The organism is Vibrio tasmaniensis, from assembly GCF_024347635.1.
In the GTDB taxonomy this organism is placed as follows: Bacteria; Pseudomonadota; Gammaproteobacteria; order Enterobacterales; family Vibrionaceae; genus Vibrio; species Vibrio tasmaniensis.
Genome location: NZ_AP025510.1, coordinates 2570584 through 2593285 on the forward strand (window position 1 = coordinate 2570584; position 22702 = coordinate 2593285).

The 22702-nt window shown below is 44.4% G+C and carries 22 protein-coding genes; 3 read left to right on the top strand and 19 right to left on the bottom strand.

The window, feature by feature from the left end; all coding sequences use genetic code 11:
- Positions 1-3 precede the first annotated feature (3 nt).
- The 14 genes from ispG to trmJ form a co-directional block, all read right to left on the bottom strand.
- Positions 4-1125, bottom strand: a complete 1122-nt coding sequence (ispG, locus tag OCV44_RS11535; protein WP_086049997.1) for a flavodoxin-dependent (E)-4-hydroxy-3-methylbut-2-enyl-diphosphate synthase — start codon at positions 1123-1125, stop codon at positions 4-6.
- 7 nt (positions 1126-1132) lie between these two features.
- Positions 1133-2065: a RodZ domain-containing protein gene (locus OCV44_RS11540; protein ID WP_139684139.1), complete on the bottom strand. Its 933-nt coding sequence runs from the start codon at positions 2063-2065 to the stop codon at positions 1133-1135.
- 440 nt (positions 2066-2505) lie between these two features.
- Positions 2506-3648 (bottom strand): bifunctional tRNA (adenosine(37)-C2)-methyltransferase TrmG/ribosomal RNA large subunit methyltransferase RlmN, encoded by a 1143-nt coding sequence (locus OCV44_RS11545; RefSeq protein ID WP_009848292.1) that lies wholly within the window; start codon positions 3646-3648, stop codon positions 2506-2508.
- Positions 3649-4071: 423 nt separating this feature from the next.
- Positions 4072-4506, bottom strand: coding sequence for a nucleoside-diphosphate kinase (ndk, locus tag OCV44_RS11550; RefSeq protein ID WP_010440533.1), 435 nt, complete (start codon positions 4504-4506; stop codon positions 4072-4074).
- Between the two features lie 107 nt (positions 4507-4613).
- On the bottom strand, positions 4614-5909 hold the full coding sequence (gene pepB, locus OCV44_RS11555) for an aminopeptidase PepB (protein ID WP_139684140.1): 1296 nt from the start codon (positions 5907-5909) through the stop codon (positions 4614-4616).
- Between the two features lie 205 nt (positions 5910-6114).
- Positions 6115-6315: a Fe-S cluster assembly protein IscX gene (gene iscX / locus OCV44_RS11560; RefSeq protein WP_017098072.1), complete on the bottom strand. Its 201-nt coding sequence runs from the start codon at positions 6313-6315 to the stop codon at positions 6115-6117.
- Between the two features lie 92 nt (positions 6316-6407).
- Complete coding sequence (gene fdx / locus OCV44_RS11565) at positions 6408-6746, bottom strand: ISC system 2Fe-2S type ferredoxin (RefSeq protein WP_017098073.1); 339 nt, start codon at positions 6744-6746, stop codon at positions 6408-6410.
- Positions 6747-6766: 20 nt separating this feature from the next.
- The gene (gene hscA, locus OCV44_RS11570) at positions 6767-8617 is read right to left on the bottom strand and encodes a Fe-S protein assembly chaperone HscA (RefSeq protein WP_139684141.1); all 1851 of its coding nucleotides are present in this window, start codon (positions 8615-8617) and stop codon (positions 6767-6769) included.
- 22 nt (positions 8618-8639) lie between these two features.
- The gene (hscB, locus tag OCV44_RS11575) at positions 8640-9155 is read right to left on the bottom strand and encodes a co-chaperone HscB (RefSeq protein WP_139684142.1); all 516 of its coding nucleotides are present in this window, start codon (positions 9153-9155) and stop codon (positions 8640-8642) included.
- 80 nt (positions 9156-9235) lie between these two features.
- Positions 9236-9559: an iron-sulfur cluster assembly protein IscA gene (iscA, locus tag OCV44_RS11580; RefSeq protein ID WP_004735095.1), complete on the bottom strand. Its 324-nt coding sequence runs from the start codon at positions 9557-9559 to the stop codon at positions 9236-9238.
- 103 nt (positions 9560-9662) lie between these two features.
- Positions 9663-10040 carry a Fe-S cluster assembly scaffold IscU gene (gene iscU / locus OCV44_RS11585; protein WP_004735094.1) on the bottom strand — a complete coding sequence of 126 codons (378 nt, stop codon included), beginning with the start codon at positions 10038-10040 and terminating at the stop codon, positions 9663-9665.
- A 33-nt stretch (positions 10041-10073) separates the two neighbouring features.
- Positions 10074-11288 (bottom strand): IscS subfamily cysteine desulfurase, encoded by a 1215-nt coding sequence (locus OCV44_RS11590; protein ID WP_009848287.1) that lies wholly within the window; start codon positions 11286-11288, stop codon positions 10074-10076.
- Between the two features lie 27 nt (positions 11289-11315).
- Complete coding sequence (gene iscR / locus OCV44_RS11595; protein WP_012603310.1) at positions 11316-11837, bottom strand: Fe-S cluster assembly transcriptional regulator IscR; 522 nt, start codon at positions 11835-11837, stop codon at positions 11316-11318.
- A 116-nt stretch (positions 11838-11953) separates the two neighbouring features.
- Complete coding sequence (gene trmJ / locus OCV44_RS11600) at positions 11954-12682, bottom strand: tRNA (cytosine(32)/uridine(32)-2'-O)-methyltransferase TrmJ (protein WP_004735091.1); 729 nt, start codon at positions 12680-12682, stop codon at positions 11954-11956.
- A gap of 181 nt (positions 12683-12863) precedes the next feature.
- On the opposite strand from trmJ, the gene suhB reads away from it, so the two are divergent.
- Positions 12864-13667 carry an inositol-1-monophosphatase gene (gene suhB / locus OCV44_RS11605; protein WP_009848284.1) on the top strand — a complete coding sequence of 268 codons (804 nt, stop codon included), beginning with the start codon at positions 12864-12866 and terminating at the stop codon, positions 13665-13667.
- A gap of 343 nt (positions 13668-14010) precedes the next feature.
- Here suhB and secF read toward each other — a convergent pair whose 3' ends face one another.
- The 5 genes from secF to queA all read right to left on the bottom strand — a co-directional run bounded on the left by secF (position 14011) and on the right by queA (position 19673).
- Positions 14011-14958: a protein translocase subunit SecF gene (gene secF, locus OCV44_RS11610; RefSeq protein ID WP_012603308.1), complete on the bottom strand. Its 948-nt coding sequence runs from the start codon at positions 14956-14958 to the stop codon at positions 14011-14013.
- A gap of 14 nt (positions 14959-14972) precedes the next feature.
- A complete protein-coding gene (gene secD, locus OCV44_RS11615) occupies positions 14973-16829 on the bottom strand; it encodes a protein translocase subunit SecD (protein ID WP_009848282.1) in 1857 nt (618 codons plus the stop codon).
- A 20-nt stretch (positions 16830-16849) separates the two neighbouring features.
- Entirely contained in the window at positions 16850-17179 is a 330-nt protein-coding gene (gene yajC / locus OCV44_RS11620; protein ID WP_009848281.1) for a preprotein translocase subunit YajC, read from the bottom strand.
- 110 nt (positions 17180-17289) lie between these two features.
- Positions 17290-18426, bottom strand: a complete 1137-nt coding sequence (gene tgt, locus OCV44_RS11625) for a tRNA guanosine(34) transglycosylase Tgt (RefSeq protein ID WP_009848280.1) — start codon at positions 18424-18426, stop codon at positions 17290-17292.
- Between the two features lie 194 nt (positions 18427-18620).
- Positions 18621-19673, bottom strand: a complete 1053-nt coding sequence (gene queA, locus OCV44_RS11630; RefSeq protein ID WP_012603307.1) for a tRNA preQ1(34) S-adenosylmethionine ribosyltransferase-isomerase QueA — start codon at positions 19671-19673, stop codon at positions 18621-18623.
- Between the two features lie 335 nt (positions 19674-20008).
- On the opposite strand from queA, the gene OCV44_RS11635 reads away from it, so the two are divergent.
- Both OCV44_RS11635 and OCV44_RS11640 read left to right on the top strand, forming a co-directional pair.
- Positions 20009-20452: a CBS domain-containing protein gene (locus OCV44_RS11635; protein WP_009848278.1), complete on the top strand. Its 444-nt coding sequence runs from the start codon at positions 20009-20011 to the stop codon at positions 20450-20452.
- A gap of 272 nt (positions 20453-20724) precedes the next feature.
- Positions 20725-22665 carry a HAMP domain-containing methyl-accepting chemotaxis protein gene (locus OCV44_RS11640; RefSeq protein WP_139684143.1) on the top strand — a complete coding sequence of 647 codons (1941 nt, stop codon included), beginning with the start codon at positions 20725-20727 and terminating at the stop codon, positions 22663-22665.
- The last annotated feature ends 37 nt before the right edge of the window (positions 22666-22702 follow it).

A 22702-nucleotide genomic window follows, 5' to 3' on the forward strand; every position in this document is an offset into this window, starting at 1 on the left:
GTATTAATCTTCTAAGTTTTCTACATCAATGCGATTTGCTTTATCAAGCACTGACGCTTTTGCACGAATCTTAGCCTCAAGTTTGTCGACAAGGTCATCGTTGTCAAAACGCTCTTTCTGACGCTTACCGTCTTCATAGAAGGCACTCTTACGTGCACTACCCGCAAGGCCTAAGTGAGACACTTCAGCTTCACCTGGGCCGTTAACGACACAACCGATGATAGAGACATCCATTGGAGTCACTATGTCTTCTAAGCGTTCTTCAAGGGCGTTAACAGTGTTGATAACATCGAATTCTTGGCGAGAACAGCTCGGGCACGCAATGAAGTTGATGCCACGCGAGCGAATACGCAAAGATTTAAGAATATCAAAGCCAACTTTGATCTCTTCAACAGGATCCGCCGCTAGCGAGATACGCAAGGTATCGCCGATACCTTCAGAAAGCAGCATGCCCAAACCTACCGCTGACTTCACAGAGCCTGCACGCGCACCACCCGCTTCGGTAATGCCAAGGTGAAGAGGTTGATCAATCTGCTTGGCAAGCAAACGGTAAGAACCGACAGCTAGGAATACATCAGAAGCTTTAACGCTGACTTTGAATTGATCAAAGTTCAGACGATCTAGGATATCTACGTGGCGCATTGCAGATTCAACAAGCGCTTCTGCTGTAGGTTCTGTGTATTTCTCTTGGATCTCTTTCTCAAGAGAACCGCCGTTAACACCAATACGAATCGGAATATTCATATCACGTGCACAATCAACAACTGAGCGGATACGGCTTTCGTTACCGATGTTACCTGGGTTGATACGCAGACAGTCAACGCCGTACTCTGCCACTTTAAGGGCAATACGGTAGTCGAAGTGAATATCAGCAACCAAAGGAACAGAGACCTGCTGCTTGATTAGCTTAAAGGCTTCAGCGGCCTCCATAGTCGGTACAGATACGCGAACGATATCAGCGCCAACCTTTTCCAGAGCTCGAATTTGAGCAACGGTCGCGGCTACATCTGTTGTTCTTGTGTTGGTCATGGATTGCACAGCAATTGGTGCACCATCACCGATCGGCACATCACCCACATAAATACGGGTTGATTTGCGACGAATAATAGGAGATTCGTGTTGCATATTAACTCTAAGGTAAGGTTATTCTAGCTACTTTGCCTGAAGTATACCCAGAAAGGTCGACAGGTTCACTTGCAAATGTCATCGATACGCCTTCTGGCGCACCTAGAATCACTTTATATGGCGCAGTTCCTGATAGATTTAACGACTGACCTGCTTTTTTGATGCCAGTCGACAAAGTCTTGCCTGCCGCATCTTTAACTTGGATCCAGCAGTCTGCAGAGAACTGCATCACTAGCTCGTTGGCTACAGGTTCAGGCGTCACTGTCTCTGATTCAGCCGCTACAGGGGTAACCTCTGCAACGTCTTGTGTCTGTTCTGCTTGCTCAATATTCTCTGAAGCCTCAGCCGCGCTAACCACTGCAAGTTCATCCGTACTTTCAGTCGCTGAAGGCTGCGCACTGTTTTGCTCGGCTTCAATCACTTCTAATGACGTAAATTCTGGCTCTAGAGACTCTTCCACCACAAGCTCTTCTGAGCTTTCTGTGTTGGCGAGAGATTGAGATAAGGTGTCTTGCTGCTGGTTCTGCCACCACCAAAGTGATGAGATACCCGCAATCACAGCAAAGATGCTCCATGTGAGGATCATAATACGGCTGTTATGCTTCTCTGTTTTTGTCTTACGAGAAAAACTCAGCATTTCTTGTTCTTGATGTTGAGCATCACCAGAATGATGAAGCGCGTTCAACACCACTTTTTCATCAAGATTCACGTATTTCGCGTATGAACGGATGTAACCACGCATAAAGGTGGCGACCTGATCTGACTCGAATTGGTTTTCTTCAATTTGTTGGATAAGCGTAACGCGCAACTTCAAACGATCAGAAATCTGCTTTTGTGTTAACCCAAGAGATTCTCGTTTATTTTTGAGCAGCGTTCCCGCTTCAATTGCTGGAGCGACAGTTTCTTTCGGTTGTACTTGTATTTCGTGTTCTGTGTTCATAGAGAGTGAACTTCTAAATAATTATCGCAGGTTGATGAGAGCATTTTTTATTTTCGTTTAAGCTCAATCTTACAACCTACTATGTGGAATTTTTCCTGCAACCCAGTTCATCAACCCTTAAAGTAGAAAACCACACGCTGTTGGTGAGCGATTTTCTCAGGAAGCTAGTTTATCAAGTAGCCAACCTAAATAGACACATTGACGATTATCGGGTAACAAGCGAGCACTTAAATTAATTTAAGATTATTTAATCATAAGCTAATGCCATTACAAGGCAAAAACACTTTCGACAAAATTTACCGTCAGCTCATGGTTTTGTCCAAAATTTAACGAAAAATGTAAGAAAGCGTGGGGAAAAAATCCAATTATTGGAAATTCACCTTCCAGAAAAGCAACAAGCCAGAAGGAATCCTTCTGGCTTGTTTAGATCTAAATGGTATTTAAACCGCTTTTACTTGAATCACATCACCTGCGATCAAGTTAGCTTCAGAGGCGGCTTTCAGCATTTTAGTACGCTTGGTTCTATCAATAACATCACCAACCAGCTGACCACATGCGGCATCAATATCATCACCACGAGTTTTACGAACCGTAACTGTGTAGTTGTATTCCATCAGCGTTTTTTGGAAGCGATCAATACGAGAGTTGCTTGGCTTCTTATAAGGCGACCCCGGATAAGGGTTAAATGGAATCAAGTTGATCTTACAAGGCGTATCTTTCATTAGCTCAGCAAGTTCACGAGCGTGGTCCATATCATCATTCACATGATCCAATAGAACGTACTCAACCGTTACTTTGCCGCGGTTAGCATTTGAAGAAGCAATGTAGCGACGAACCGATGCTAGGAAGTCTTGGATATCCCAACGGTCGTTGATTGGCATGATTTGGCTACGTAGTGCATCGTTTGGTGCGTGTAGAGAAATCGCCAGAGCTACATCGATGTTATCTGTCATCTGATCAAGACCAGAAACAACACCAGATGTTGATACTGTTACACGACGCTTAGACAGTGAGAAACCCAGATCATCAAGCATCAGCTCCAATGATGGAATTAGGTTCTTCATGTTCAATAGAGGTTCACCCATACCCATCATTACGACGTTAGTAATTGGACGACGACCCGTTTCTTTCTCTAAACCGATTTCACGTGCTGCACGCCAGATTTGACCAACGATCTCTGAAACTTTCAGGTTACGGTTGAAGCCTTGTTGAGCCGTAGAGCAGAATTTACATTCAAGCGCACAACCTACTTGCGAAGATACACATAGCGTCGCACGATCACCATCTGGGATGTATACAGTCTCAACGTCTTGGTCACCAACGCTCATCGCCCACTTAATTGTGCCATCTGCTGAGTGCTGAGCTTCAGAAACGATAGGGGCAACAATCTCACAGCGATGCAGCAGTTTCTCGCGTAATTTTTTGTTGATGTTGTTCATTTGTTCGAAGTCATCGACACCGAAGTGATAAATCCACTTCATCACTTGCTCTGCTCGAAACGCTTTCTCATTCAGTTCTTCTGTGAAAAATTTACGAAGACCTTTACGATCAAAATCGAGTAGATTGACTTTAGCTGTGGTCATGATGCCTCTCAATGACGGAACAATAATTAAGGGCGCGAATTGTACAGGCTTTACGCAACTTCAACAAGCACTGTAAAACCCTGTGTTTATTAAGACATTCAAAGTTAAGCGATTAAAATTTACACAATAAAATTGACCAGCTTAAGTTTGGTCGATTCAAAGCGAGATTCCCGATTACGCTCCTTCGTCGCTTTCGGGAATGACGTACATAATCGCCAACAGTTCAACAATACTTAGCACGAGGTTGTGGCTCTCACTATTCATCGCCATCAGGTTATGAATTCCTCAAAGCCCGTCATTCCAGAACTGAGGAACGAAGTATCTGGAATCTCGCTTTTCACTACACCTCTTTTTCCACAATCCACCAGAAACGAAAAAGGCCTCACCGAAGTGAAGCCTTTATTGATATTTGCTGTTGTCTGCTTATTCAGCTGGACGTGGGCAAATTTCAGATTCTGGGAAGAAGAATTCGATTTCGCGAGCCGCCGATTCAGGGCTATCACTGCCGTGTACTGAGTTGTAACGCATGCTGATTGCGTAGTCAGCACGGATAGTGCCGCATGCCGCTTCTTCTGGATTTGTTTTGCCCATAAGTTCACGGTAACGAGCAATCGCGTTTTCGCCTTCAAGTACTTGAACCATGATAGGACCAGAAGTCATAAACTCTTTTAGAGCTGGGAAGAACTCTTTGCCTTCGTGTTCTGCGTAGAAGCCACTCGCTTGCTCTTCAGTAAGACGAACCATCTTAGCGGCAATAATTTCTAGGCCTGCTTTTTCAATTCGGTGGTAGATTTCACCAACAAGGTTACGCTTAACTGCATCCGGCTTAACAATTGAGAACGTTCTTTCTAGAGCCATAGGGGTTCCTTTACTTCATTTTTTTGTTATTAAAGACTGAAATTGCTGAAATCTTTCGATCTCAATTTTTTGAATGAGCGGCATCGAAATACCGCTCACTCTTATTATTATTTTGCTTGGTCGATAAGAAGACGAGCCAGTGTGCGAACACCCATACCCGTTGCGCCTGCCGACCATTTATCACTCGCTGACTTACGGTAAGTACCCGCGCAATCCATATGAATCCAACCTTTTTTGTAGTCATCTACAAAGTAAGAAAGGAACGCAGCAGCGGTACTTGCACCCGGTGTGTAATCACCCGAGCTGATGTTTGAAAGATCAGCAAAGTTTGAAGGCAACATACCACGGTGGAAATCAGCAAGAGGCAGTGGCCATAAGCCCTCTTTCTCTTGGTTTGCCGCCGTTAGCGCTTGGTGAGATAACTCATCATCAAAACTTAATAGTGCGTGGTAGTCGTTACCTAGTGCATTTTTAGCCGCGCCTGTTAGCGTTGCACAGTCGATGATCAACTCTGGATTCTGAGCGCTTGCGAACATCAGGCCATCAGCTAAAACTAAACGACCTTCCGCATCGGTATTCATGATCTCGACAGTCTTACCATTTTTGTAAGTAATGATGTCGCCAAGCTTCAATGCACGACCCGAGATCATGTTCTCTGCGCAACATAGGATAAGCTTAATGCGCTTGTTCAGACCGCGTTCAATCGCTAGGCCTAAACCACCCGTAATAGTCGCTGCACCACCCATGTCAGCCTTCATCGCTGTCATGAATTGACCAGGCTTAATGCTGTAACCGCCTGAGTCAAAAGTAATACCTTTACCCACTAGACAAGCAAACACGGGTGCGTTTTCGTCACCTGTTGGGTTGAAGTCCAGTTGAAGCATTGCAGAAGTACGCTCAGAGCCACGGCCTACTGCGTAGATGCCTTCCCAACCTTCGGTTAGTAGATCTTTGTCTTTAACGATTTTCGCTTTAATTGTACCAGCTGGAGCCACTGACTTGATGTATTCAGCAGCCATTGTCGCGAGTTGACGAGGTGCCACTTCTTCAGCGGTTTTATTGATAATGTCACGCGTCCAGTCAGTCGCGCGAATTCGAGCTTCAAGCTCAGTTTGATCGGCTTCTGAAAGCGCATCCCATTCCAATGCATTCTTTTTCTTTGGTCCACGGTAGCCTTGGTAGAAAGCCCAAACGCTTTCTAGATCCCAACCTTCACCACTAAGTGAAACCAATGCGATTCCTTGTCCGTCAAGCGTACGACCTGCACGTTGAACCGCGCCTAGATCGTGGCCTTCACCAATGTGAATTGTCGCTCCCGCTTCTGAGAACGATAAAATAGCTCTTGCTCCCCACTGAGGCTGGGCAGCTTGTTGACTTAAAAATACTGACATCTGTGTAGACATGATTTCTCCTTGTCATGAACCACTTTGAGTGTGTGATTCTGATTATTTTTCATTAGCGCACTGATGTTAGCATTATGTAGGATGAAAATGTCATTTTGATAAAAAAACGGACCATAAGGTCCGCTTTTTTTAGTGAAAATTGTTAACTTGGCTGCGTTTATATTGGACTGATACCAACCTGCAACCAAATAATTAGACAAGAGGATTAATCCATCTCATCCATCCAGCACAATATAATGGCCTCTAGAATTTTCTCATTCGAGTGATTCGGCTCATCATCAAAATCTTCAAGATCTAGCACCCATTGATGCAAATCCGTAAAACGTACGGTTTTAGGATCCGTCTCCGGGTATAAATCGCATAGCTCAATCGCAATATCTCGCGAATCAATCCATTTCAAGCTCATAACACTTCCTTATCTTTATCAGCGACGATTTGTCATCTTAATGATTTATATTCTATGCCAGTTTTACTAACACGTTTAGTCGAGCTGAATTCTTAATGCTCTTCAGAAGCTAAGTTCAATGTGTACTTTGGAATCTCTACAACAAGATCCGAATCAGCAACTTTAGCTTGGCAACCAAGGCGAGATTCCATCTCTAAGCCCCATGCTTTATCTAGCATGTCGTCTTCTAGATCATCACTCTCTTCTAATGAGTCGAAACCTTCACGAATCACAACGTGACATGTAGTACATGCACACGACTTTTCACATGCGTGTTCAATACCAATACCGGCCTTCAATGCAACATCAAGAACCGTCTCACCAGTTTTTGCTTCTAAAACAGCGCCTTCTGGACATAGATCTTCGTGAGGTAAAACAATAATCTTTGGCATGTTTATCTATTCTCTAACTATTAAATATTATCGACTGACTGACCTGACAGTGCAGCTCGAATTGATTTATCCATACGACGAGAAGCAAAATCTTGGCTCGCTTTGTCGGTATTCTTAATTTCTAGTTCAATGGCATCAGCATTGTCACCATTGCGCACTTCAATCAGTGCTTCAATCGCTTGAACAAGTTGTTGTTTGCCTTGATCATCAAGTAGCTCGTCACCATCAGCTTGCATTGCTGCGATAAGGCCTTCGATAACGCGATCCGCTTCTACGCGTTGCTCAGCAAGAGCACGCGCTTGCATGTCTTCTTTTGCAAACGTCATCGAATCTTTCAGCATGCTAGCCACTTCGTTATCGCTTAAGCCGTAAGAAGGCTTAACTTGGATTTCAGCTTGAACGCCAGTGCTCTTCTCCATTGCGGTAACCGATAGCAGGCCATCCGCATCCACTTGGTAAGTGACACGAATATGCGCAGCACCTGCTGTCATTGGCGGTATGCCTTTCAGAGCAAATCGAGCCAATGAACGACAGTCATCAACCATCTCACGCTCGCCTTGCACGGTGTGAACTGTCATTGCAGTTTGACCGTCTTTGAACGTGGTAAATTCTTGTGCGCGAGCAACTGGGATCGTGGTGTTACGAGGGATGATCTTTTCGACCAAGCCACCCATGGTTTCGATGCCAAGAGACAGAGGGATAACGTCCAGTAGCAGCATTTCAGAGTCAGGCTTGTTGCCGACTAAGATATCCGCTTGAATCGACGCACCAATCGCAACCACTTCATCAGGGTTAATGCTGGTTAATGGAGTACGACCAAAGAAGTCACCGACCATTTCACGTACAAGTAAGGTACGAGTTGAACCGCCAACCATAACCACTTCCAGAACTTCTTCCGCGTCAACTTCCGCATCTTTCAGTGCACGACGGCACGAAAGTAGCGTTTTCTTAACTAGCGGCTTGATGATCTCTTCGAACTCTTCACGAGTTAATGAGCCAGACCAACCCAGCACGTCAACATCAACGCTTTCAGCTTCAGATAAGCCAATCTTCGCTTCTGTTGCTGCGTCTAAAAGAATACGGTTCTGTTCTGCCGTTAGCGCTGATAGGCCTATTTGCTCTTGGAAATGTTCTGCAATCAAATGGTCAAAATCATCTCCGCCTAATGCAGAGTCACCACCGGTTGCTAATACTTCAAAGACACCTTTAGATAGGCGTAGGATAGAGATATCAAACGTACCACCACCCAAGTCATAAACGGCGATTACCCCTTCTTTACCTGAATCCAAACCATAAGCAATCGCTGCCGCAGTAGGTTCATTAAGAAGACGTAACACGTGAAGACCAGCCAGTTGCGCTGCGTCTTTGGTACCAGCACGCTGTGCATCATCAAAATACGCAGGAACGGTAATTACTGCACCAGCTAGCTCACCACCGAGTGTTGACTCAGCACGTTGACCGAGCGCTCGCAAAATGTCTGCTGATACTTGAATTGGGTTTTTGTTGCCTTGCTCTGTGCGAATCACAGGCAAACCATTATCACTTTCTTCAAACTGATATGGCAGAGACGGGTAGCGCTGTTGAATATCCGACAGTGAGCGACCGATTAATCGCTTTATTGAGATAATGGTATTTTTAGGGTCAGTCTGCGCGTTAGCACGAGCTTCATCGCCAGTGGTGTACGACTCTGACGTATAGTGAACAACGGAAGGTAAAATGCTTCGACCTTGTTGATCAACGAGCGTGCTCGCCTCGCCACTGCGTACTGCAGCAACCAACGAGTTTGTTGTACCTAAATCAATACCCACAGCAAGCTTATGCTGGTGAGGAGCGGCGCTTTGCCCTGGTTCTGCAATCTGAAGTAGTGCCATGGATGTGTCCTTGTTATACAAACTAGTCGATCAAACGATCTTCAACTAATTCGATTTCATTCTTTAATTTTGCAATAAACTTAAGCTTTCTTACTCGGTCTGCTGCTTCTAGCCAAGCTTCGCTTTCGAGTTCTTGTTGGATAGCGCTTAATTGTTGTTTATACATTTTGCTAACCTTGCCTTCAAATGCAAATAGCGCATCTTCAGGATCAGAACTGTCTGCGATGTCTTCCAGCTCTTCACGCAGTTCCATTTGCTCCATCAGGAACATAGGATCTTGCATGGTTTGTTGTTCACCACGAATGTCTTCTCCGTGTTGAACCAACAGGTATTCTGCTCGGCTGATTGGATTTTTCAATACCTGGTACGCATCATTGATTTGTGCCGCTTTTTGCACGGCTAATAAGCGATCACGCTCAGAAGCTATCGCAAATTTATCAGGATGGAATTGGCGTTGCAGATCTCTAAACTGAGAAGAAAGAAGGCTACCATCCAGTTGAAACTGAAGTGGTAGCCCAAATAATTCGAAATGATTCATGTAAAGGTGGTCCTAAGTTTAGGCTCTTTGTTCAGAGCCTAATTTTATTCTTCGCTTACAACGCTTAACGATTCAAGCGTTTAAACATTGAAGCTCTCACCACAACCACACTCGCCTTTCGCGTTAGGGTTGTTGAATTCAAAACCTTCGTTTAGGCCTTCTTTTACATAATCAAGCTCAGTACCGTCTAGGTATACTAGGCTCTTTGGATCAATGATGACCTTAACACCTGAGTGCTCGAACACTTCGTCTTCTTCGTTAAGCTCGTCAACGAATTCCAGTACATACGCCATACCCGAACAGCCAGTAGTTTTTACTGCTAAGCGTAACCCGAGACCTTTACCACGGTTATCTAGGAAAGCTTGAACTCGGCTTGCTGCCGTATCTGTCATGGTGATGGCCATACTACAACCTTGTGTTTTATATAAATTGAGAACTCAGGTGGGAGCACAAAGGGTGCTCCCAAATATTACTTATTTTGTCGACGTAATTACAGTATTGAAGCGATTAGTGCTTCTTTTTGTAATCCGCAACAGCTGCTTTGATTGCATCTTCAGCAAGAATTGAACAGTGAACTTTCACTGGTGGCAACTCAAGCTCTTCTGCGATTTCAGAGTTTTTAATAGCAGCTGCTTCATCAATACTTTTACCTTTAACCCACTCAGTTACTAGTGAGCTAGAAGCGATTGCGCTACCGCAACCGTAAGTCTTGAATTTTGCGTCTTCAATAATACCTTCTGCAGATACTTTGATTTGCAGTTTCATTACGTCACCACAAGCCGGTGCGCCAACCATGCCGCTACCTACACTTGGGTCTTCTTTATCAAACGAACCTACATTACGTGGGTTTTCGTAGTGATCAATTACTTTTTCGCTATATGCCATGATAGTTACCTCGAATCCTCTATTTCCGTGAGATTAGTGATGAGCCCACTCAACAGTGTTCAAATCAATCCCTTCTTTATACATATCCCATAGAGGAGACATGTCGCGTAATTTGTTTACCGCTACACGGATTTGTGCAATCGCGTAGTCGATTTCTTCTTCCGTTGTGAAACGGCCGAATGAGAAACGTACTGAGCTGTGTGCCAGTTCATCGTTCAGACCAAGAGCACGTAGAACGTATGAAGGCTCTAGGCTTGCTGATGTACATGCAGAACCTGATGATACCGCTAGGTCTTTTAGAGACATAAGCAGAGACTCACCTTCAACGAAAGCGAAGCTCACGTTTAGGTTGTGTGGTACACGTTGGTCTAAGTCGCCGTTTACGGTTACTGCTTCTAGATCTTGAACACCTTTCAATAGGCGCTCACGAAGTGCTAGTGCGTGGTCGTAATCTTTCTGCATGTCTTGCTTAGCGATAGCAAACGCTTCGCCCATACCCACGATTTGGTGAGTAGCAAGCGTACCAGAACGGAAACCACGTTCATGACCGCCACCGTGCATTTGCGCTTCAAGGCGAATACGTGGCTTACGACGAACGTACAAAGCGCCGATGCCTTTAGGGCCGTATGCTTTGTGTGCAGACATAGAGATAAGATCAACTTTCATCTCTTTTACGTCTAGTGGGATTTTACCCGCAGACTGCGCTGCATCAACGTGGAAGATGATCTTGCGTGCACGACATAATTCGCCGATTGCACCGATATCTTGGATTACACCAATCTCGTTGTTTACGTGCATGATAGAAACTAGAACAGTATCTTCACGCATTGCAGCTTGTAGCTTGTCTAGATCAATGATGCCGTTTGCTTCTGGCTCAAGGTATGTCACCTCAAAACCTTCACGCTCTAATTGGCGACATGGATCAAGAACCGCTTTGTGTTCTGTTTTGCACGTGATTACGTGCTTACCTTTCTTCTCGTAAAAGTGCGCAGCACCTTTGATAGCAAGGTTATCTGACTCTGTAGCACCTGACGTGAAAACAATCTCACGTGGGTCTGCATTTAGTAGATCGGCAATTTGCTCACGAGCATTATCTACTGATTCTTCTGCCTGCCAGCCGTAACGGTGTGAACGAGATGCAGGGTTACCGAAGTTACCGTCCATCGTCATGCACTGAACCATTTTTTCAGCAACACGTGGATCGACTGGGCATGTAGCTGAATAGTCAAAGTAAATAGGCAGTTTCATTTTCTACTCCAATGTAAAAACTGACCGCTAAGAGCGGGCATTAACACCGTGAGGTGCTGCACTAATCGTTGTAGTGCTCGTATTTTTATGTGCAAAACCATTATTAACCGCAAGATCGATATCTTGACGATCAGAAATTTCTAAAACTTCGTTATCTTTCATTAGCTCACCGAGCGTAATGTCGTTTAAGAAGCTGCTGATTCGGGAGCTTAAATCACGCCATAAAGTGTGAGTTAAACAACGAGTACCACCTTGGCAATCTGCTCGACCGTGACACTTAGTTGCATCGACTGATTCGTCAACTGCAGCAATTACAGTTCCGACAGCGATGTCGCTCGCTTCAGCACCTAAACGGTAACCACCGCCAGGACCACGAACACTAGCAACCAAGCCAGCTTTACGTAACTTAGAAAAAAGTTGTTCTAAGTAAGATAACGAGATGCCTTGTCGCTCTGAAATATCAGCCAGAGGAACTGGGCTTTTTTGCGAATGCAGTGCTACATCTAGCATAGCTGTTACCGCATATCTTCCTTTAGATGTAAGTTTCATATCACACCGTATCCACATTGTTTATGTGGTTGGAATTTTCCCATACCCGACTAAATTGGTCAAGTATTTAGTTGACTATTTTAGTCAGGTATTCACCCTTAGGGTTTGCATGGGCTTTATTTGTCGTTTTTGCTCTTCTCAATTGAAGTCAAAATGCCGCGTAGAGTGTTGATCTCTTGCAGCTCTGGACGAGCTCGACTGAACAAACGACGTAGCTTATTCATCACCTGACCCGGCTTATCCTTAGAGATAAATTGGGTATCAATGATCACTTTTTCAAGGTGCTCATAGAACATTTCTAGTTCTTCGTGACGAGGGTACTCATCTTGTTGCTGCGGCTGGTACTGGCTCGCCACCATATCAAGGTGTGCTACACGCACTTCATAGCTAAGAGTCTGTACTGCCATTGCTAGGTTTAGTGAGCTGTATTCTGGGTTTGCAGGAATACATACATGGAAATGACACTTCTGAAGTTCATCATTGGTTAAGCCAGTACGCTCACGGCCGAACACTAACGCTACAGGGTGCTTTTGACCTTCAACTGCAAATTTTTGTCCACATTCACGCGGCTCAAGCATTGGCCATTCAAGCGTACGAGAGCGTGCACTCGAACCAACCACCAAACCACAGTCTTTTACTGCTTCATCCAGTGTAGAAACGATGGTCGCGTTTTCCGCGATGTCACCTGCACCCGCAGCCAGTGCTAAGGTCTGCTCGTCAACTTCACATTGAGGGTCTACAAGAACTAACTGACTCAAACCCATCACTTTCATTGCGCGAGCTGCTGATCCGATATTTCCCGAATGAGACGTACCAACCAGAACGACTTTTACATTGTCTAACATGCTATATGACACCACTTTAAAAATAATCGCGAGATATTAACACATAGCTAAGTAAAATGGTCAGACCCTTCTCGGAATGTGAAATCAAAAGTTCAAAAAATAACCACTTCCCTTTTGGGGAAACTTTGGTATACTCGCCGCCGCTTTAAACTGTTCTTTAACATCTTGTGGGAAAAACCATATGCATCCAATGCTAAACATTGCGATACGCGCTGCGCGTAAAGCTGGCAACCATATTGCTAAATCTCTAGAAACAACTGATAAGATCGAATCGTCTCTAAAAGGTAACAACGATTACGTTACTAACATTGCTCAAGAAGCTGAGTACATGATCATTGAGACAATCAAATCATCTTACCCAGAGCACAGCATTATTTCTGAAGAGTCAGGCCTAACTGAAGGTAAAGATTCTGACGTACAATGGATCGTTGACCCACTAGATGGCACCAACAACTTTGTAAAAGGTTTCCCTCACTTCTCTGTATCTATCGCTGTTCGCATGAACGGTCGTACAGAAGTTGCTTGTGTTTATGACCCAATGCTAAACGAGCTATTCACAGCTCAACGTGGCGCTGGCGCTCAACTTAACAACGCTCGTATGCGTGTTACTCAACTAAAAGACCTTCAAGGTACTGTTCTAGCGACTGGTTTCCCATTCAAGCAAAAACAACACTCTGAATCTTTCATGAAGATCATCTCTGGTCTATTCGTTGATTGTGCTGATTTCCGTCGTACTGGTTCTCCAGCTCTTGACCTATGTTACCTAGCAGCTGGCCGTGTTGACGGTTACCTAGAACTAGGCCTTAAGCCATGGGATCTAGCAGCTGGCGATCTAATCGCTCGTGAAGCTGGTGCTATCATGACTGACTTTGCTGGCGGCACTGATTACATGACGTCTGGTAATGTTGTTGCTTCAAGCGCACGTGGTGTTAAGTCTATTCTTAAGCACGTTCGTGAGAACTCTAACGAAGGTATGCTGAAGTAATTCAGACCTTGCGTTAATGCTCTCTAGTTAAGAGCAGAAGATTTTCAAAGCCTCGCTATTGCGAGGCTTTTTTGTATCCGCGATACGAGATACGAGATACGAGATACGACCAAAATGTCGGTTAGTTACAGTGAACACAAATCACTGCTCTGTCGGCTGTATTTAGATCGTCACTAGATAGTGACTTAGCTACTTTGGCACTTGGTATTGGTATTGGTATTGGTATTAGTAAATACGACAATGTTCAGTCGGTTCCAAAAGCTAACCCACAATATACAGACATAAAAAAACCGCTAGTTGCCCAGCGGTTTTTTTGGTTTAGCGAAAGTTGTTAAGCCGTGGCCTAAGGCATTTCGTCAAACTCTTCACCTTCTTTATCCACTTGTGGTGGCATTAGGTGTTCACGCGTAATACCCAACTTCATAGCTAGTGCAGATGCAACGTAGATAGAAGAGTAAGTACCAACGGTAATACCCAGTAGAAGTGCAGTCGCAAAGCCGTGAATCATAGCGCCGCCCTGAACGAACAGTGCGATAACTACGAATAACGTTGTACCAGAAGTGATCAATGTACGGCTCAATGTTTGTGTGATTGAGCTGTTCAGCACTTCAGGTGCCTCGCCTTTACGCATCTTACGGAAGTTCTCACGAATACGGTCGAATACAACGATGGTATCGTTGAGGGAGTAACCGACTACCGTTAGCAAGGCTGCCACGATAGTAAGGTCGACCTCAATTTGCATTAGAGAGAACACGCCTAGTGTGATGATAACGTCGTGCGCTAGGGCTAATACCGCACCTGCAGCTAATCGCCATTCAAATCGCACTGATACGTAGATCAAGATACAGATAAGAGAAACAAGGATAGCAAGGCCACCAGCTTCTGTTAATTCGTCACCTACGTTAGGACCAACGAACTCGATACGACGCATTTCAACTTGCTCACCAGTACCATCTTTAATTGCAGACAGGATTTGGTTACCAAGCGTTTCGCCCGCAACACCATCACGTGGACGTAGACGAACCATTACCTCACGCGCAGAACCAAAGTTCTGAACCGTAGCATCACCAAAGCCTTCAGCTTCTAGTGCGCTTCGAATGTCAGGTAGGTTTGCTGGCTCCTCAAAGCCCACTTCAATCAGAGTACCGCCGGTAAAATCTAGACCCCAATTCAACGATTTCGTTGTTAGGGTGAAGATAGCAGTACCAATCATCAAGATTGAGAATAAAAAGGCAACCTTTGACCAACGCATGAAGTCGATCATTTTGTCTGCTTTTAGAATCTGAAACATATTAATTCCTAGCCTTAGATCGACAGTTTCTTAACGCGTTTGCCGCCATACATCAGGTTCACGATACAACGTGTTCCGATAATAGCTGTAAACATTGAAGTCAAGATACCAATTGATAACGTTACCGCGAAGCCTTTAATCGCACCTGTACCTACAGCAAATAGAATGATTGCTGTTAGTAGTGTGGTGATGTTGGCATCGGCGATTGTACTAAATGCGTTTGCATAACCTTGGTGAATCGCTTGTTGTGGACTGCGTCCATCTCGAAGTTCTTCACGTATACGCTCAAAGATAAGAACGTTGGCATCGACTGCCATACCGACCGTCAATACGATACCGGCAATGCCTGGTAGCGTCATTGTCGCGCCAGGAATCATCGACATCACACCAATAATCAACACTAAGTTAGCCATCAGAGCGACGTTCGCAATCAAACCGAAAGTACGGTAGTAAAGCAGTGTAAACAGCATTACTGCAGCCATACCCCAAACCATCGCCATGATACCCATATCGATGTTTTGTTGACCCATAGATGGACCAATCGTACGTTCTTCTACAATCGAGATAGGCGCAATCAATGCACCTGCACGTAGTAGAAGTGCCAAGTTATGAGCTTCAGCCGTTGAGTCGATACCTGTAATACGGAAGTTACGGCCAAGCGCAGATTGAATCGTCGCTTGGTTAATCACTTCTTCGTGCTTACTTAGGATCACTCGGCCTTCAGGTGTTTTACGACCGCTGTCTTTATACTCTGCAAATACGGTTGCCATTAGCTTACCGATATTTTGACGAGAGAATGTAGACATCTTGCTACCACCTTCGCTGTCTAGCGAGATGTTAACTTGTGGGCGACCATATTCATCAACACTTGAGCTTGCATCTGTAATGCTAGAACCGCCTAAGATAACGCGTTTCTTAAGTACTACAGGACGACCATCACGGTCTTGCTTAATTTCACTACCAGCAGGAGCACGGCCAGAAGCTGCAGCGGCCAAATCGGCACTGCTGTCCACTTCACGGAATTCAAGAGTCGCGGTTGCGCCTAAAATTTCTTTAGCACGAGCCGTGTCTTGAACACCTGGCAATTCCACTACGATACGGCTAGCACCTTGACGTTGAACCAAAGGCTCAGCAACACCAAGTTCGTTAACACGGTTACGTAGAATAGTAATGTTTTGCTCTACCGCATAATTGCGGATTTCTTGAAGACGAGTTTCAGTGAAGTTAGCAATCAAAGAGAAACGACCGTTAGATTCTGAATCTACGAACGTCATATCTTGGTGCTTAGATTGCAGAAGCGATTTCGCTTCAGCAAGCTGCTCTTCGTTACGCAGAATCACTTCAACCGCATCTTTACCCGATGGGCGAATAGCACGGTAGCGGATTTTCTCTTCACGAAGTTCACTGCGGAACGCTTCTTCTTGTTGGCCAACCAGTTTTTGCATCGCAGCGTCCATATCCACTTCCATTAAGAAGTGAACACCACCACGTAGATCAAGACCCAGTTTCATTGGTGCAGCACCAATAGATTCAAGCCAATCAGGAGTTGAAGCCGCTAGGTTTAAAGCTACGATAACGTCATCACCGAGTGCTTCTGTGATGATATCACGGGCACTGATTTGCGTATCTGTATCGTTAAATCGAACAAGAATGGAACCGTTTTCGAGAGCAACGGATTTAGTAGAAAGGTTTTCTGCTTCAAGAGCATTGGTGACAGCATCCAGCGTAGACAGATCTACAGAGGCGCCACGCGCCCCTGTAACTTGAACTGCCGGATCTTCACCGTATATATTTGGAAGTGCGTACAACGCAGCGATAGCGATGGCAAACATCACCATCAAATACTTCCATAACGGATAACGGTTTAGCACAGCGAGGATCCTCTAGCTGTTTATAGTGATTTCAGAGTACCTTTTGGTAGCACTGCTGTAACGAAGTCTTTCTTGATAACGACTTCGTTGTTTGCGTTCAGTTCGATAGCAACGTAGTCGCTGTCTTCAGCAATCTTAGTGATCTTGCCGATTAGGCCGCCGCTTGTAAGAACTTCATCGCCTTTGCCCATAGAAGACATAAGGCTCTTGTGCTCTTTAACACGCTTAGCTTGTGGACGGTAGATCATGAAGTAGAAGATCACAGCGAACATACCTAGCATGATAAGCATTTCGAAACCGCCGCCTGCTGGTGCACCTTCTGCTGCTGCGTGAGCTTGAGAAATAAACATTTAAAACATCCTCTATTATATTTTCGTAATTGTTTGTCTAATTGGGTCGTATCCCTTTATTTTCAAGCCCCATCACTCGGAAGAGAGATAGGGCTCGCAAAAAAGAAATACTAAGATTCTTTACCTAGTGGTGGCACTTCACGCCCCATTCTTGCGTAGAACTCTGCAACGAACTCTTCAAAGCGGTCTTCATCGATAGACTGACGAATGTCTGACATTACTCGTTGGTAGAAACGCAGGTTGTGAATCGTGTTCAGTCGAGCACCTAGGATTTCGTTACAACGATCCAAATGGTGTAAGTACGACTTGCTGTAGTTCTTACAAGTGTAACAGTCACAATCTGAATCTAGTGGTGTTGTATCGGTTTTATGCTTCGCATTACGGATCTTGATCACACCTTCTGTTACAAACAGGTGGCCATTACGTGCATTTCGCGTTGGCATAACACAGTCAAACATATCGATACCGCGACGAACACCTTCAACCAAGTCTTCAGGTTTGCCTACACCCATTAGGTAACGAGGCTTATCTTCAGGCAGTTGAGGACATGTGTGCTCAAGAATGCGGTGCATATCTTCTTTTGGTTCACCTACAGCTAGACCACCTACTGCGTAACCGTCAAAGCCAATTTCTGTTAAGCCTTTAACGGATACATCACGAAGGTCTTCGTATACGCCACCTTGTACAATACCAAACAATGAGTTCGGGTTTTCTTGCTTATCAAAGTGATCGCGTGAACGCTGAGCCCAACGAAGAGACATCTCCATCGAGTCTTTAGCTTCTTTATGCGTCGCAGGGTAAGGCGTACATTCGTCAAAGATCATTACGATGTCTGAGCCTAGATCCTTTTGGATTTCCATCGACTTCTCAGCGTCCATGAAGATCTTGTCACCGTTTACAGGGTTACGGAAATGAACACCTTCTTCAGTGATTTTACGCGTTGCGCCTAGGCTGAATACTTGGAAGCCACCTGAATCAGTCAAGATAGGACCTTTCCAGTTCATGAAATCGTGCAAATCACCGTGCAGTTTCATGATTTCTTGACCAGGACGTAGCCATAGGTGGAATGTATTACCTAGTAGGATTTCAGCACCTGTGTCTTTTACTTCTTCAGGTGTCATGCCTTTAACCGTACCGTAAGTACCTACAGGCATGAATGCTGGGGTTTCAACGGTACCGCGTTCAAACTGAAGTTGACCACGACGTGCGCCGCTATTAGTTTTTTTAAGTTCGTATTTTAATTTCACGAAGCCTCCAATATGCCAGAGAAACAATCTGACTGTTAATTCAGAACCTTAGGCCAAACAAAAGTTAAGTCTAGTGGATTCTATGAGGAGCGGTCGCGTATTCCTTGCGAGAGATTAGACAGACACCCTGCCCGACTCCTAGCTTACTGCTAGCACCCGTAAATTCTGCTTATATCGTTTATAACCAGCTAAAATTAGCTCGTTTTCTTATTGATGAACATCGCATCACCGTAGCTGAAGAAACGGTATTCGCTCTTCACTGCGTGATCGTATGCGCCCATCACATTGTCATAACCAGCAAATGCACTCACCAACATGATCAGTGTCGATTCTGGTAAGTGGAAATTGGTAATCAAGCAATCTACCAACTGGTATTCATAACCAGGGAAGATGAAGATTTCTGTGTCACCAAAGAAAGGAACTAACTCAGTGCCATTTTTCACTGCATCTTGAGCCGCACTTTCTAGTGAACGCACAGAGGTTGTACCAACGGCAATGATGCGTCCGCCACGAGCTTTTGCAGCAGCTACGGCATCCACCACTTCTTGCGGTACTTCAACGTACTCAGCATGCATATGGTGGTCATTGATATTATCGACTTTTACCGGCTGGAACGTACCAGCACCAACGTGAAGTGTCACGTAAGCAAACTCAACACCTTTTTCTTTCATGTCAGCCATTAGCTTATCATCAAAGTGAAGGCCTGCTGTTGGCGCAGCAACCGCACCCGGCTTTTCATTATAGACAGTTTGGTAGCGCTCTTTATCGGCGTCTTCATCTGGACGATCGATGTAAGGAGGCAGTGGCATATGACCAACACTGTTAAGAATCTCTAAAACGCTTTGATCGGATGTGAAATGGATTTCAAATAGCGCATCATGACGTGCCACCATTTCAGCTTCATACTCATCGTTCTCACCAAGGAACAATTTGGTGCCCGGTTTCGGTGATTTAGAACAACGAACATGCGCAAGAATGCTTTTCTCATCAAGCATACGTTCAACCAACACTTCAAGCTTACCGCCTGATGCCTTGCGACCGAATACACGAGCAGGAATCACGCGAGTGTTATTAAAAACAACAAGATCGCCTGGCTCAACCAAGTCTAAAACGTCCTTAAACGAACCATCAGCTAGGTTGCCATTGTTGCCATCTAATTTAAGTAGGCGGCTTGCTGTGCGCTCCTCTTGAGGGTAGCGAGCAATGAGTTCATCTGGTAGGTCAAAGTGAAAATCTGAAACTTGCATGTGTCGAGTCTTGTCTTAGTTGATGATATTTATGCCGTTGACGAATAATAAGTCGAAGTTGCCGAACAATCGTTTCGGTAAGTAAATCGTTACCAGAAACACATCGTAAACATGACTAAAAATTTCGCAGTGGGCTAGTATAGGCACACGAGCCGCAATAGCAAGGTTTACAGCATTGGATTATTGTAAAGAGTCGTAAAATAATACGACCACTCCCCCTCATAAAAAAACCAAAATTAGTTGCATGAAACTCACCCAAAAATGCGTTAGATCTCAGTTATTTTTTGGATAAAAAACTATAGTAATAGCAATAAATAAAAAAGAAGGAGGTCCGTATGATCAAGGTTGAAGATATGATGACTCGCAACCCTCATACCCTATTGCGCTCACACTCACTGGCCGATGCAAAGCACATGATGGAAGCGCTTGATATCCGCCATATTCCGGTTGTTGATGCCGACAGACAACTACTTGGCGTCGTCACACAGCGAGACGTTCTTGCCGCTCAAGAATCTAGCCTACAAAACATCCCACAAGCTCAATCCTATACTCTTGCAACACCACTCAATGACATCATGCACAAGAGTGTTATGTCTGTAGAGCCGCGCGCAGGACTAAAAGAGTCTGCTGTTTATATGCAGAAACACAAAGTGGGTTGTTTACCTGTCGTAGAGAACCACGAACTCGTGGGCATCATTACAGACAGCGATTTCGTTACGATAGCCATTAACCTGCTAGAGCTACAAGAAGAAGCGGAACCAGAAGAAGTCGAAAGTTAATCCGTTTGTTCTACTTACGATAATCCTTAGAGCCTTTGAACCCGAGGCTCTTCACATATCTAAATTCTGACACATCTAAAGCCTCATCTGATTTTTTGTAAAAAACCGAGAAGCAAGTTACAAAAAACAATAATATCAACAACCTACTTCACCTATCATTTTTAGGCATCAAAATATAGTAGATACATACTATTTATTGATATATTTATCGTTAGAATCATGTAAGAATTTGTTAAGAATAGACACAAGCTGCCTTACTAGGAATGATATTTATGAGTTTAAAGAAATTACTGACCTTAGGTTTTGGCGTGATTCTCGCGCTAATTTTGGTTATTTCAGTCGTTGCTTCATTACGCTTTTATCAATCGAGTGATGGGTTTAACACCTACCGCTCCCTTGCATTAACAAGCGTCTCAACGGGTCGAATCCAAGCCAATATACTGGAGGCTCGTTTATCTGCACTTAAATATATTAAGAACCCTACTCCGTCACATGCTTCTGAACTGAATAGACGTATCACCGCATCAAATCAATTGATCGATGACATATTAGACTCTCATATTGACGACCTACACAAAAATGAATTCCTAGCTATAGAAGGCCTGCTTAATCAATATAGCCAAGGCTTTAACCAAGTAGTTCAACTGGTCAATACTCGAAACAACCTAGTTCAAGAGGCCTTAGATCCATCAGGGGTCAATATGCGCAAAGCAGTGACCAACTTGATGACCCAAGCTTCAGCTGAAGAAGATCTTGAGGTTGCCGTAAGTTCAGGCCAGCTTCAACAACATGTATTGCTATCAAGATTGTACGCTTCTAAGTTTTTGACTAGTAATCAAGCAGAGGATGCTCAGCGTGCTGAAAAAGAATTCGCTTCTGCCGCACTGCTAGCAGAAACAATCGAATCTCAACTTATGTCGATGGAACAAATCGGCTACTTAAACGATTTCACTAGTGCCTTCAAAACTTATCGCAGCACATTTTCAAAGATCGTTAACACTATAAATACACGAAATGGCATCATTTCAGGGACTCTTGATCTTGCCGGTGTTAATGCAGCAAAAACAATTGAAGAGATAAAGCTATCGACAAAATCAGAGCAAGACTCTGTCGGGCCTAATATGGTCGAACGATTCTCTAACGCACAATTTGTGCTAGGCGTTCTTTCAATTATCGTTGTCGCCGCTTCTCTTAGCATTGCCATTTCGATTTACCGCAGCGTATGGAAAGTCGTTGGAGGAGAGCCAAGTGACATCCAAGCCATTGTTGCCGAAGTTGCTGCTGGTGATCTTTCAAAGCAGATTCCAATTACAGGTAAAGAAACCGGTATATACGCAAACATTTTAGAAATGCGCCAAGAACTACGTCGAATCATCGATGGTTTCCACCAGATTTCAGACAATGTTTCAGCTGCCTCCGTTGAGCTAACTGCGGTAATGAGCCAAACAGAAGGCAATGCTCAACAAGAACTGAGTCAAATGGAGCAAATCGCGACAGCCATCAATGAACTTTCTAGTACTGCGAGTGAGGTTAGCCAGAACGCAGCTAGCGCAGAGAGCGCAGCAACTGGGGCGACGACAAATGTCAAAGATGGCAGTGTTTCACTCGATGCATCAGACGATATATCCCGAAAAGTTGAAGATTCGATCGAAGAAACATCAAACATCGTTAATCAATTGCAGGAGTACTCGGTAGAGATCGGTAGTGTTATTGAAGTAATCAATTCTATTTCAGAGCAAACTAACTTGCTTGCATTAAATGCAGCCATTGAAGCCGCTCGAGCGGGAGAGCAAGGCCGAGGCTTTGCTGTGGTTGCAGATGAAGTTCGTTCTCTGGCAGCGAAAACACAACAGTCAACGGTCGATATTCAAGAAATAATCTCTCGCCTTCAAGCTCAAGCGAAAGATGCGAACCAATTTATGCAATCCAATCTTTCGTTGGCAGAAGAGTCTAGACAATATAGCGAACAGCTTCGCACTGCATTCGCCTCAATCACTGACTCTGTTCAACTAATCTCTGATATGAACACACAAGTAGCGACTGCGTCTGAAGAGCAATCTGGCGTGACACAAGATATCTCACAAAATGTTTCTCTGACCTTTGATATTGTTCATCAAAATGTTTCAGGGATTGAGCAGAGCAAACAAGCGAGTGAGGAGCTCTCTTCATTAGCCGTTAAGCAAAAAGACTTACTGAGTTTTTTCAAAATCTAACGCTATAGTAAAATAGATAAATAGATAAATAGATAAA